This is a genomic window from Epilithonimonas tenax DSM 16811 (assembly GCF_000428485.1).
Classification (GTDB): Bacteria; Bacteroidota; Bacteroidia; order Flavobacteriales; family Weeksellaceae; genus Epilithonimonas; species Epilithonimonas tenax.
On sequence record NZ_AUAA01000010.1, the window covers coordinates 59,671 to 72,825 of the forward strand.

Sequence of the window (13,155 nt, forward strand, 5' to 3'; positions counted from 1 at the left end):
GATTAACTAATCATCATCCTGACTGATTTTATCTTTCTCCATTTTTTATCTCGAAATTCATAAATAGCAGTTTCGGAAAATGTACTGAGTGGACCAGAATAAGTTGAATAAGAAAAAATCACTAGTTTTTTATCTGTGGTAAATAATGGCTTATCCACATGTAATATCGGTGTATATTTTCTAATGAAGTTATAATACTTCTGGTCACTTTGTTTTGCAAATTCTTTTGCAGCAACCATATTTATTTTCTTTAGAGAATCTGTTATTTTAACTGCATTTTTCGTGGATTTTTCGTTTTCTGTTTTTAATGAATCGGAATCAAGAACTTTTTGCTTGAAAAATTTTTTATCAATCAAATAATCCCTATTGTCATTAATTTGCTTTCTAATAAATATCCAATCTTCTTTTGAAATCAAAGAATCAAGTTCCTTGGGTGAAACCATTCGTAGATTTTTTTCATTTAAAATCAATGAATCTTTTGTCAAATTATCACCAATATATTTTGTAAAATTTATATCGCTTAGCAAATCTTCTTTTTGATTGGGTTCTTGATTTAATAAAAAACTTTGAATGAAGATGTTAATCTCTTCATTATTAAAAACATCTAATTTCTCTAAATCGAAATTTTCTAAAGTTTGTTTTTCAGTACTTTTCCCACACGAAATCAAGATGAACAAAATAATTGCAAAATACTTCTTCAGCACTAAAATTTAATTAAAGAACGAAATATGACAAATTGTATTGCTTTTCCTAATGGCACATCTCTTGCGAATTGATAGATTCGTTTAAAACAGTATTGTTTCTCTGTGAAAAAAGAGGAATGATTTTTATATCAATTAAGATTAATGACATTATGTCATTCAATATACTATGACAGAATTTGATAATATCAACTTTGAGGAGATTCTTGATGAAGGTTTTGGGATTGTAGCAGAAGAAATCAATCTGGATGAACTTGGCAATCACGAGGCAGACAAAACCCAAACGGTTTTCCCAATTCTTCCCGTAAGAAATATGGTGATGTTCCCGAAAGTGATCACGCCCATTACGGCTGGAAGAGAGAAATCGAAAAAACTATTGGAAGATGCCCAAAGAGAAAATAAACTCGTGGGAATCATCAGCCAGAAAAATCCTAATGAAGAAAACCCGTCAGAAAAAGACCTTTATCTTGTTGGCACTTTGGCGAAAATTCTTAAAATAATCACCCTTCCGGAAGGCAATATCACGGCCATTACCAGAGGTGTTCAGAGATTTAAGGTTAAAAAATTTGTTTCTCAGGAACCTTATTTCCTGGCAGAAATCACCAAGCAAAAAGATGCTCAGCCAAAAGATAAAGAGGAATTCTCAGCATTGATGGACAACATCAAGGATCTTGCGGAAAAAATCATCAACATCGATCCTAATATTCCAAATGCAGCGCAATTTGCCATCAAAAACATTGATGGTGAGGAAGATCTTTTGAACTTCGTTTCTGCCAACGGCAACTTTGCTTCAGACAAAAAACAAAGCTTATTAGACGAAAAAACCTTGATCGGACGTGCAAAAAATCTGTACGAAATGATGCACGATGATTTTCGTCATCTGGAACTCAAAAACCAGATCCATCAGAAAACTAGCAAAGATCTGGACAAGCAACAACGCGAATATTTTCTGAATCAGCAGATCCGAACCATTCAGGACGAATTGGGTGGCGGCGCAGAATCTGATGCAGATGAACTGAGAAAAAAAGCGGCAAAATTAAAATGGAGTGACGATGTAGAAAAGCACTTCGAGAAAGAACTCCAAAGACTTTCAAGACAACACTCCAGCTCGCCGGATTATAATGTCCAGCGTAATTATCTGGACTTTTTTACAGATCTTCCTTGGGAACATTATTCCAAAGACGCCTTTGATCTGAACAAGGCAGAAAAGCTTTTGGATAAAGAACATTTTGGATTGGAAGATATCAAGAAAAGAATTCTGGAACACATTGCCGTTCTGAAACTGAAGAACGATATGAAGTCGCCAATACTTTGTTTGGTGGGTCCTCCGGGTGTTGGGAAAACCTCATTAGGAAAATCCGTGGCTGATGCTTTGGGCAGAAAATACGTGCGTGTTTCTCTTGGTGGACTGCACGACGAAAGCGAGATCCGTGGACACAGAAAAACCTACATTGGCGCAATGGCCGGAAGAATTTTGCAGTCTATCAAAAAATCAGGCACTTCAAATCCTGTAATCGTATTAGACGAGATCGATAAATTAGGTCAAGGCGCTCACGGTGATCCGAGTTCAGCATTGCTTGAAGTTCTTGATCCTGAACAGAATAACAATTTCTACGATAATTTCTTAGAATTAGGCTACGACCTTTCAAAAGTGATGTTTATCGCAACGGCAAATTCATTATCAACCGTTCAGCGTCCGCTTCTGGACAGAATGGAGATCATCAGCATCGCAGGTTACACTTTGGAAGAAAAGATCGAGATTGCAAAACGACACTTGATCAAAAAACAACTTCGTGAAAACGGTTTGGAGACCAGATATCTGAAACTCGGAAATGCGGAATTGAAACATATTATTGATGCTCATACTTCAGAAAGCGGCGTCAGATCACTTGAGAAAAAGATTGCGGGAGTTGCCCGTTGGGTTGCATTACAAATTGCAATGGAAAAGGAATTTGATCCGAAGATTTCAGTCGATAAAGTTGATGAAATTCTTGGCGTTCCAAGACCGAAAACCTTGGCGGAGATCACAGACGTTCCCGGTGTTGTCACAGGTTTGGCATGGACCAGCGTTGGCGGTGATATTCTTTTCATAGAAAGCATTCTTTCCAAAGGGAAAGGAGCGCTTACAATGACCGGAAATCTCGGAAATGTGATGAAAGAGTCTGCAACCATCGCGCTGGAATTTATCAAGGCACATTACGAAGAATTAGGCATTTCTGAAGATGATATCGAAAAGAAAAACATCCACGTTCACGTTCCGGAAGGCGCCACTCCAAAAGATGGTCCATCTGCCGGTATAGCCATGCTGACCTCGATGGTTTCCAGCTACAAAAACATCAAAGTGAAACCACATTTGGCAATGACAGGCGAGATCACACTCCGTGGAAAAGTTTTGCCAGTCGGCGGAATCAAAGAGAAATTACTGGCGGCAACCAGAGCCGGAATCAGAGAAGTGATCCTTTGTGAAGCCAATAGAAAAGATGTGGAGGAAATCAAAAAAGATTATTTGAAGCACCTGAAAGTCAATTACGTGACCAATATGACTGAAGTTATCAAAATCGCCCTGACGTAGAGTACCACATCTTATAAGTAACCATATCAATCTGTTCGAGAATATTTCCCGAACAGATTTTTATTTTAATTTTCAAGTCTTTTTTTCATTAAATTGCTTCTTACGAATTGCACCAAAATATTCGAACAAAGCATGGGAATTACCGCACTATTTTTAATTCTATTAATAATCTTGATATTTTTGGTCTCGTACATTCCAAAACTTACATTTCGAAAAAAGATTTTCATTGTAATGGCTGCTTTATTGGTCTGTTTTGCTGTTTTGGCCTTCCTGTTTGCGACGCAATTTGGCGAAAGAAAGCCTATGCAGGAAAACAATTCTGTAGAAATAGTAGACTAAACTTGTTACAGTTGCTTTGATATTAATCTAGATCAAGATCTGGATATTCATCGATAATAGAGAAAAACACAAAACGCTGATCAGCTGAAAATTTGATTATTTTCCGAATAGAATTTGATACTTCAAAAAAAAACAATACCGTTGCACCGAGAAAGTAAGTTCAACGAACAAAAAAAAAGAGACTTAATGAAAAGCCTCTTTTAAATTTTATAGCGGTGGGGAATTAATCTCTCATTCTTGCAATGACATCTATTCCGCCTTTTGTTTTATCGCCGATCTTGCAAAGAATCTCTGTGTCCAGAGGAAGAAAAACGTCCATTCTGGAACCGAATTTAATAAAACCAAACTCGTGACCCGCTTTGGCTTCATCTTGTACGTTACAGTAGAAAACGATTCTCCTCGCCACATAGCCGGCAATCTGGCGGAAAACCACATTGTGATTGGTCAGACTTTTCACGGCAACAGTGGTTCTTTCGTTCTCAGTAGATGATTTCTCGTGCCAAGCCACCAGATATTTTCCCGGATGGTATTTCTTATAAATCACATCTCCACTTACCGGATAGCGGCAGATATGGACATTAAGAGGTGACATAAAGATAGAAACCTGAATGCATTTGTCCTTGATGAATTCATCTTCAACGACTTCTTTTATCATCACGACTTTGCCATCAACCGGCGCGATGACATTTTCTGTATGATCCAGAATGGCTCTGGTAGGAACACGGAAAAACCAAAATATCAATCCCAACATGACCAATAGCGGAATCAGGATGACCAAAGACCACAATTGCAAATAATAGATGGATATGGTTCCGATAAACGCAATAAACAGTATTGCAACGATCAAGGTCCCTTTTGATTCTTTATGAAGCTTCATATGATAAAATCTTAAACTAATTTTTCTAAAATAAAATATAAATAGACCACAGGAACGCAGATGATGAAGCTATCCAGTCTATCCAAAACGCCGCCATGACCAGGCATGATATTCCCACTGTCTTTGACTGCAAAACTACGTTTTAACTGACTTTCTACCAAATCGCCCAACGGAGCAAAAACAGACACCAAAAAACCAACAACCATCCAGTTCCCGCGAAGATCCGCAAAATGTTGTTCTACGAAAAATCCTAAAACCAAGGTCAAAACTACGCCACCAGCAAAGCCTTCCCAGGTTTTTTTTGGCGAAATCCTGGGTGCCATCTTGTGCTTACCGAAGAATTTCCCGGTGAGATAAGCGAAAGTATCACTGCTCCAGATCAATACAAATAGCATAAAAACCTCCAGCGTCAAGGTTTTACCAGGATCCACTGTGCTGAACTTCGGTAAGCCTAAAGAAAATGCGAAAGGTAAAGTCACGTAAACAACGGTGAAAATCAGTTTTCCGTTTTCGAAGTAAAGTTCTCTGGAATATTTAAAAAGTGTCACTACGGCAATTACAATCAACCCTAAAGCGAGAATCTCACTGAAATAATTATGGATGCTATAACTATTAAGAAAATCATGATGGAAAAACCGCTGCGTAAATCGATAATAAACAATGGCGGCAACCGGAAAAACCAGCCATTTGTAAATGCTGTTATCAAATTTCATCATCCTGATACATTCGTAAAGGCCAACGACCAAAAAGAAGGTCATCAATCCGTAAAAAAGATACTGCTGTTTAAGTTGTGGCAGGAAACTGCCAAATAGGTATTCTCCTAGTGGAGTGGTGCAAATAGCAATCACCAGAACATAAATGATCCCGGAAATGGTACGCTGAATGAAATTTTTATCCAAAACTGAAATTTAATCTTCCAGCAAAAGTAAGAAAAGTTTGGTATTATCCTTATTAGGTGTGTCTAATTTGGACTGACTTCCGCTGATTGAGGTCAAATTTTTAAGATTGCCGGCACGTTTGACCTTCATCATTGCTTCGTTCAGGTTGCTTGCAATCTGAGAAACATTGGCCATGATGATAATCTTGCTTGGTAATCTTGATGAATGGTAATGAAGGATATTGTTATGGGAAAGCATAATTCTGCCATCAAAAGCAATGAGATGTTCGCAAGTGATAAATGCGGCATCATTCTGCTCTGTCAATTCCGGAGAATAGGGGGTTTTGATGACGTCCAAGAAATTTCTAAGATCCTGATCCCAACAGAAAACGTCCTTTACCTGCTCTATCTTGATAATCTGATTGAGCGTCTGTAGCGCTTCAGATTCATCTGCACAATAGTTAAAAAAACCTCCAGAAAGTGTGAACAGTTGTGCAAATTTATAATCCAAATCTGCATCACGAAGTTGATCGGCCAGTTTGGTAACATCTGGCTGCTCTTCTTCGGGCTGATTCATTATTTTATTGACGAGTTTTTTGAACAGACTCAATTTTTCTAAGCTTTAATTAATACAAATGTAAAAAAATAATTATAATCGGCTAAAAACCAAAACTTTATTTTAAAAGAAAATCCTAAATAAAATTAGGATTTTCTTTATATAATGCTGTTAAATAAGGTTTAACCTTCTGGATTTAAGACGTTTCCGGCATCTGCAGGATTATCAAGACTTGAGACAGGCTTTTCTGTCAATTCTGGATCCCAAGCACGTTTCCCAAATATTTCTTCAAGATCTTCACGGAAAATGACTTCTTTTTCCAAAAGTTTAGTAGCCAAAGCGTCTAATTTATCTCTATTTTCTGTGAGAATATGGACTGCTCTTGCATATTGCGTCTCTACTAATTTGGAGATTTCTTCATCAATGAGTTTCGCAGTTTGCTCTGAGTATGGTTTTCCAAAACTGTATTCTGATTGACCTGAACTGTCGTAGTAAGAAATGTTCCCCACTTTGTCATTGAGACCATAGATCGTCACCATTGCCTGAGCTTGTTTTGTCACCCTTTCAAGATCTGACAAGGCACCAGTGGAAATATTACCAAAAACAGCTTGTTCTGCTGCTCTACCGCCCAGAGTTGCACAGATCTCGTCCAACATTTGTTGAGTGGTCGTCAGCTGTCTTTCTTCCGGAAGATACCAAGCGGCACCCAGTGAACGGCCTCTCGGAACGATTGTTACTTTCAGAAGGGGAGCTGCGTGCTCTACCAACCAAGAGATCGTGGCGTGACCAGCTTCGTGGAAGGCTACTCTTCTTTTTTCGGAAGGTTTGATGGCTTTATTTTTCTTCTCCAGACCACCAATGATTCTATCTACAGCGTCCAAGAAATCTTGTTTATTAACAGACTCGTGAGAGTTTCTTGCCGCGATCAATGCTGCTTCATTACAAACATTGGCGATATCAGCACCGCTGAATCCTGGCGTTTGCTTTGCTAAAAATTCTCTGTCAATGGTGTCATCCAACTTGATTTTAGCCAAATGGACATCAAAGATCTGTTGTCTCTCATGCAGTTCCGGAAGATCTACATAAATAGAACGGTCAAAACGGCCCGCTCTCATTAATGCTTTATCCAAAATATCAGCACGATTTGTAGCAGCCATCACGATCACATTGACATCTGTCCCAAAACCATCCATTTCTGTAAGTAATTGATTCAGCGTATTTTCACGCTCGTCATTACCGCCTTGGAAACCACCTTTTCCTCTTGCTCTACCGATAGCATCGATCTCATCAATAAAAATAATGGCAGGAGATTTCGCCTTTGCCTGAGCAAAAAGATCTCTCACTCTGGAGGCTCCAACGCCCACAAACATTTCTACAAAATCTGAACCTGACAAAGAGAAAAACGGAACTTTAGCTTCACCTGCAACGGCTTTCGCCAATAAGGTTTTACCAGTTCCCGGAGGACCTACCAGAAGAACGCCTTTCGGGATCTTACCTCCTAGTTTCGTGTATTTTTCTGAGTTCTTCAAGAAATCTACAACTTCCTGCACTTCTTCTTTAGCCCCTTCTAACCCTGCAACATCTTTAAAAGTGACTTGCAATTTGTCCTTTTCATCAAATAATTTGGCTTTTGATTTTCCAATGCTGAAGATCTGGCCGCCAGGTCCGCCAGCGCCACCTCCCATTTTTCTGAAAATGAAGAAGTACAACAGGGCGAAAAGTCCGCCCCACAGTGCTAAGGTAAACAGCAGCTCGGAAAAACCACTTTGGCTTTTACCGAACTCCATTCTTGCCTGTGTAGGCAATTTGGAATTGATGCTTTCAAATCTTTCCTGGAAATATCTAAGATCACCATAAGTCAGGACAAAGTCGGGACTTGGTTTGATATTGATCACAGAAAGCGGATCATTTTCTTTATCTGTTTTCTTTAATTCTGCTTTCGCAGTTTTTGTCAGATAAACATCAGCTTTGAAATTGTCTCTATAGACCATTACTTCGCCAACTTTTCCTTTTTCTACAAGTGTGTAAAATTCTTTTTCATCAATGTTTTTTACCATAGAATCTCCAAGAATCCCTGGAAGAAATATGAGTAAAATGAGTCCCAACAAAACGGGTATAAACCAGTTGAATCCTTTGTTATTCATTTTTATTTTTTAAAGATTGATGATGCTAAAGCGCATCTTTTAACTTTCTATTTTTGTGATTTTTGCATCACCCCAAAGTTCTTCGATATCGTAATATTCACGGATCTCTTTTTGGAAAATGTGCACAACCACAGAAACGTAATCTACCAAAACCCACATAGAGTTTTCAGTACCTTCTACATGCCAAGGTCTGTCATTGAGGTCGTTTCTTACGTTTTTTTGGATGTTTCCAGCGATGGCAGACACCTGCGTATTAGAATTTCCACTGCAGATGATAAATGTTTCTGCTGCTGCATTTTCTATTCCGGTTAAATCGAAGACCAAAATATCTTCCCCCTTTGTATCTTGAATCGAATCTACGATCTTATCGATTAATAATTGTTTTTCTGTAATTTTACTCATTCAAAAAATTGTCTAATTTGCAAATTTATTGATTTTTATCTATTTATCTTTTGTTTCTGACGTTTATTATCTCTTAAAGTTTTCATAAATGACCCATTTACACCATATCGAAAATTGTTTTTCTACAAATGACGAAATTATCTCTCTTTTAGGTGAAGACGAATCAACTGCCGTTTTTACTTTTAATCAAACAAAAGGTCGTGGCCAGTACGGCAATCTATGGCAAGTGATCCCGAACGAAAACCTGGCGTACTCTCTCGCGACAAAAACTGCTAACGTTCCTATTTCCGATACCTTCGTCAATTACTATACCGCTATCATCGTCCGGGATTTTCTTGCCAATCTGACAAACGCGACGGCAAAAATAAAATGGCCAAATGATATTATCCTGAATGGTAAAAAGGTCTGTGGTATTCTGACCGAAAAAAAAAGAATCAACAACAACGAAAATTTTATCATTGGAATCGGCATTAATATTTTGCAGTCCGATTTTTCACACCTGCCGAAAGCTGGCTCTGTACTGTCTGTCACAGGATTAAGTTTTGACCTGAAGGTGTTTGCAGAGAAATTCCACAACCATGTCAGCTCAAAAATGGAAAATATGGATTCTGAAAATAAAATTTTAACAGAATACAATCATGAGCTTTTCAGAAAAGATGAGATTTCGGTTTTTCAGAAAAACGATTTGCGCCAAAATGGCATCATCAAAAATGCTGACAAAAATGGTTTTCTCTGGATCGATCTGGAAAATGAAGGCCTGCAGAAGTTCTTTCATAAGGAGATAGAACTGCTTTACTGAGGACCTTTATTTTTTGATTAAACAGTTTTAAAATTTCACATTAAACAAAAATTACTGATTCGCTCTTTTGATGTAAAGATAAGCAGCAATAGGTGCAAAAATGATATTTGGAAGCCACATGGCCAAAAGTGGCGTCAGTGTTTTGTTTTCGGAAACCACATTGAGAACCTGAAAAGAGAATACAAACAGGAAGGCCAAAGCGATTCCCAAAGCGAGATTAAGCCCCAGTCCGCCCCGTTTTTTCTGAGACGATAGTGACAAGCCCAAAAACGTGAGAATAATGATGGAAACAGGCATAGATGTTCTTTGATAAAGTTCGTTGTAAAAAGAGGTCACATTGTTGTTCCCTTTCATTTTCTCGCGATTGATCAAGTTTAATAATTCTGGAGTGGTTTTGTTCTGAGCCACCAGTTTATCCGGAAATAATTCTGAAGGTGGCAATTTGAAATCCTGAGTTTTGGAAGCGCCTTGCGCAAGAATTTCGGTATCATTCTTCGCTGCAGTTCTTTCGATATAATTATTAATAATGAATTTTTTCGTCTTCTCATCCCACTGGATATCCATCGCCGTGATCTGATAAAGCAACTTTTTGTTCTTATCAAATTTTTGATACATATAGCCAGAACCGCGGTTTTCCTTTTTATTATAGCTGTTGACGAAGATGTATTCATTAGGGTTGATATTGGAGGCAATGCTCATATTTCCGAGCAACTTCTCCTTGTTCACACTGTTATAAGTATAAGGTTCTAGGATATTTTTTTGGATATTGGCCCACGGTAAAATAAAATGATTCACCGCCAACGTCACTATAAATATTAATAAAGAAGTAATCAGATATGGTCTTGCAAACCTATGGAAACTAGCGCCGCTACTGATGATGGCAACAATTTCTGTATTATTAGCCATCTTGGAAGTGAAAAAAATCACCGTAATGAAAACGAGGATCGACATAAAGGTCAGGATCAGATTCAGGATCCAGAACGGATAGAAATTAAGCAAAAAATATCCTACTGTAAAGCCGTTGCTTTCAATCCGCGGCGTTTTCGCCTGCACATCCACAACCATAATGATGATAGACAAAAGCGCCAACATAAAAATGAGGGTTCCCAAATATTTTTTGATGACGTAAAGGTCTATGATTTTCATCGAGTTACAAATTGATAAATGATGATTGATAATTAATTTCTGAATCTCGCTTCTTTTTACTGTTCTCCGGTTTATTCTAAAGCCTTTGTCTTAGCTGCGGAATGATAGAATCTTTCCATTGATAGAAGTCGCCTGCAACAATATGTTCTCTCGCAACTTTCACTAAATCAAGGTAAAATGCCAAGTTATGTATGGATGCAATTTGTTTTGCCAAATATTCCTTAGAAACGAAAAGATGACGGACGTAAGCCTTGCTGTAGGCGCTGTCTACATAACTTGTCCCAAACTCATCAAGAGGTGAAAAATCCTCTTTCCATCGTTCGTTTTTCATGTTCATCACACCTTGCCAAGTGAAAAGCATTGCGTTTCTGGCGTTTCTGGTCGGCATTACGCAGTCCATCATATCTACACCAAAACCAATACTTTCCAGAATATTCCAAGGTGTTCCAACGCCCATCAGATATCTCGGTTTGTCCTTCGGGAGGATGTCTGTCACTTCATTGGTGATTCTGTACATTTCCGGTTCCGGCTCTCCAACGGAAAGTCCGCCAATGGCATTACCTTCTGCGCCAGCTTCAGAAATGACCTCAGCAGAGATCTTTCTCAAATCAGAATAGCAAGAACCCTGAACAATGGGAAATAACCTCTGCCTGTGTTCGTATAACTCTTTGTTTTCCTCGGTCCAACTGATGCATCTTTTCAACCAACGGTGCGTGAGCTCCATTGATGTTTTTACGGCATTATAATCGCTGGGATAAGCAATACATTCGTCAAAAGCCATAAAAATATCGGCGCCTATTTGTCTTTGAATCTGCATAGAAACCTCTGGCGACATAAAATGTAGGCTGCCGTCTATATGCGATTTGAATTTCACACCTTCTTCTGTAATTTTTCTGCTTTTCGCTAAAGAAAAAACCTGATAGCCACCGGAATCTGTCAGGATTGGAAGATCCCAATTCATAAACTGGTGAAGCCCGCCTGCTTTTTCCATAATATCCATGGTTGGACGAAGCATCAAATGGTAGGTATTTCCTAAAATGATCTGCGCTTTTATGTCTTCTTTCAGCTCTCTTTGGTGCACGGTCTTCACAGATGCCACCGTACCAACCGGCATAAAAATAGGCGTTTGGATCTGTCCGTGGTCGGTATTGATCACTCCAGCTCTCGCTTTGGACTCTGAAGTTTTTTCGATTTCAAAAAATTTTTGCATAATTTATCTCGCTTGCGGCGGTATTCCGGGATTCTCTTTTAATTTTTTATTGATGAAAGCTTCTGCTTTCGGGTCTTTCGCTATGATGATCTTCTGGGCGTTGTCCAAAATATCATTAATGATCGCTGGTTTCGTCATATAATATTGATAGCTGGCTGTAAAAAGTTCGCCTTTGATATGGTACTTTTTCAAAATGAACCTTGTTGCATTTTCAGAATTGATGTTGGTTCCGATGGTGAATTGCTGTTCATTGATTGCAAAGTCAGCAATCATCTCGGACATCTTTTCTTCTGGCAAGATGTTCTTTGGTTTTTCCAAAGCCTCTCTACAGGACAGAATACAGAAAATCATCATTAAAGAAAAAACAAAATGCTTCATATTATAATTTTCCAATCAGGTTTTTCCACTTCAAATTCAGAACGCCGAAGATGGCTTCCTGGATGATTCCGCCGTTCATTTTGCTGACGCCTTCTGTTCTGTCCGTAAAAATAATCGGTACTTCTACAATCTTCAGATCTTTTTTAAAAACCCGGTATTTCATTTCCACCTGAAAGCCGTAGCCTTTCAGTTTGATCTTGTCCAAGCCAATGGCAATCAATGTTTTTCTTTTAAAACAAACAAATCCTGCAGTCGTATCGTGAATCGGAAGTCCGAGAACAAAACGCACATATTTTGAAGCGAAATAAGAGAGCAAAACCCTTCCCATTGGCCAGTTGACGACATTCACACCCTGAGAATATCTGGAACCAACGGCCATGTCTGCTGTTTTGCAGGCTTCGTAAAGTTTGATGAGATCTTTGGGATTGTGGGAAAAATCGGCATCCATCTCGAAGATGTAATCATACTCATTGTGGATCGCCCATTGGAAACCGTGGATGTAAGCTTTGCCTAAGCCATCTTTTATCTTTCTGACGGTGAGATGCAGCTGAAGCGGAAACCTCTCTCTCAAACCTTTAACAATCTCAGCCGTACCATCGGGCGAAGAATCGTCTACCACCAAAACGTGGAAATCTTGCTGCAAAGCAAAAACAGCCGAAATGATCTTTTCGACGTTTTCTTTTTCGTTGTAGGTGGGAATAATGACTAGTTTCTTCATCCGGCAAATAATCCGCAAAGATAATCTTTAATCGTTAATGTTTATTTGGGAGGGCGGAAATTAACTTTTTTTAATAGAAATATCAGCTGATAGAATTTGTAAAGAAAGATTTTCTGTAATAGGTTTACAAATTAATGATGCTTGCGTAAATGATTGGTACGAGTCAGCCCCAATCTGGTGCGAGCGTCTCGCTCGTGTCCTCTTCACAAATTTGTCTTGTACGAAACCACTTGCTACAAGGTTTAGTATTGTTTGCACTTAGTTTTTGTTATGTTACAGCCACGAGCAAGATGCTAACGAACCATGGAGAGTGATAAGGACCTCGCAGAAACACCACAGAAACTGAATGTTAAATTTAAAAAACGATCAAATTTTATTATGTAAAAAAAAATGACAACGATGATTGGTCTAAAAATGACATACAATCTAAATGCTC

The 13,155-nt window shown here is 38.5% G+C and carries 12 protein-coding genes; 2 read left to right on the forward strand and 10 right to left on the reverse strand.

The features are described 5' to 3' along the window. Window positions 1-2: 2 nt before the first annotated feature. A complete protein-coding gene (locus tag F564_RS0106880; protein WP_028121972.1) occupies window positions 3-704 on the reverse strand; it encodes a hypothetical protein in 702 nt (233 codons plus the stop codon). A gap of 166 nt (window positions 705-870) precedes the next feature. Here F564_RS0106880 and lon point away from each other — a divergent pair, with 166 nt between their 5' ends. Next, on the forward strand, window positions 871-3,273 hold the full coding sequence (gene lon / locus F564_RS0106885; protein ID WP_028121973.1) for an endopeptidase La: 2,403 nt from the start codon (window positions 871-873) through the stop codon (window positions 3,271-3,273). A gap of 562 nt (window positions 3,274-3,835) precedes the next feature. Here the strand turns inward: lon and F564_RS0106900 are convergent. The 5 genes from F564_RS0106900 to rsfS all read right to left on the reverse strand — a co-directional run bounded on the left by F564_RS0106900 (window position 3,836) and on the right by rsfS (window position 8,468). Next, window positions 3,836-4,489 carry a phosphatidylserine decarboxylase family protein gene (locus F564_RS0106900; protein WP_028121974.1) on the reverse strand — a complete coding sequence of 218 codons (654 nt, stop codon included), beginning with the start codon at window positions 4,487-4,489 and terminating at the stop codon, window positions 3,836-3,838. A gap of 11 nt (window positions 4,490-4,500) precedes the next feature. Beyond that, entirely contained in the window at window positions 4,501-5,388 is an 888-nt protein-coding gene (locus F564_RS0106905) for a phosphatidate cytidylyltransferase (protein WP_028121975.1), read from the reverse strand. A 9-nt stretch (window positions 5,389-5,397) separates the two neighbouring features. Further along, window positions 5,398-5,976 carry a hypothetical protein gene (locus tag F564_RS0106910; RefSeq protein WP_028121976.1) on the reverse strand — a complete coding sequence of 193 codons (579 nt, stop codon included), beginning with the start codon at window positions 5,974-5,976 and terminating at the stop codon, window positions 5,398-5,400. A 128-nt stretch (window positions 5,977-6,104) separates the two neighbouring features. Continuing rightward, window positions 6,105-8,066 carry an ATP-dependent zinc metalloprotease FtsH gene (gene ftsH / locus F564_RS0106915; protein ID WP_028121977.1) on the reverse strand — a complete coding sequence of 654 codons (1,962 nt, stop codon included), beginning with the start codon at window positions 8,064-8,066 and terminating at the stop codon, window positions 6,105-6,107. Between the two features lie 39 nt (window positions 8,067-8,105). Further along, window positions 8,106-8,468 (reverse strand): ribosome silencing factor, encoded by a 363-nt coding sequence (gene rsfS / locus F564_RS0106920; RefSeq protein ID WP_028121978.1) that lies wholly within the window; start codon window positions 8,466-8,468, stop codon window positions 8,106-8,108. Between the two features lie 88 nt (window positions 8,469-8,556). Between rsfS and F564_RS0106925 the strand changes: the two genes are divergently transcribed. After that, window positions 8,557-9,267, forward strand: a complete 711-nt coding sequence (locus F564_RS0106925; RefSeq protein ID WP_028121979.1) for a biotin--[acetyl-CoA-carboxylase] ligase — start codon at window positions 8,557-8,559, stop codon at window positions 9,265-9,267. Between the two features lie 51 nt (window positions 9,268-9,318). On the opposite strand, the gene F564_RS0106930 is transcribed toward F564_RS0106925, so the two are convergent. The 4 genes from F564_RS0106930 to F564_RS0106945 form a co-directional block, all read right to left on the reverse strand. Further along, window positions 9,319-10,413 (reverse strand): LptF/LptG family permease, encoded by a 1,095-nt coding sequence (locus F564_RS0106930; protein WP_028121980.1) that lies wholly within the window; start codon window positions 10,411-10,413, stop codon window positions 9,319-9,321. A 76-nt stretch (window positions 10,414-10,489) separates the two neighbouring features. Beyond that, window positions 10,490-11,623 carry a tRNA guanosine(34) transglycosylase Tgt gene (tgt, locus tag F564_RS0106935; protein WP_034980993.1) on the reverse strand — a complete coding sequence of 378 codons (1,134 nt, stop codon included), beginning with the start codon at window positions 11,621-11,623 and terminating at the stop codon, window positions 10,490-10,492. A 3-nt stretch (window positions 11,624-11,626) separates the two neighbouring features. Next, window positions 11,627-12,001 carry a DUF4296 domain-containing protein gene (locus tag F564_RS0106940; protein ID WP_028121982.1) on the reverse strand — a complete coding sequence of 125 codons (375 nt, stop codon included), beginning with the start codon at window positions 11,999-12,001 and terminating at the stop codon, window positions 11,627-11,629. 1 nt (window position 12,002) lies between these two features. Then, entirely contained in the window at window positions 12,003-12,719 is a 717-nt protein-coding gene (locus tag F564_RS0106945; protein WP_028121983.1) for a polyprenol monophosphomannose synthase, read from the reverse strand. Window positions 12,720-13,155 lie beyond the last annotated feature (436 nt).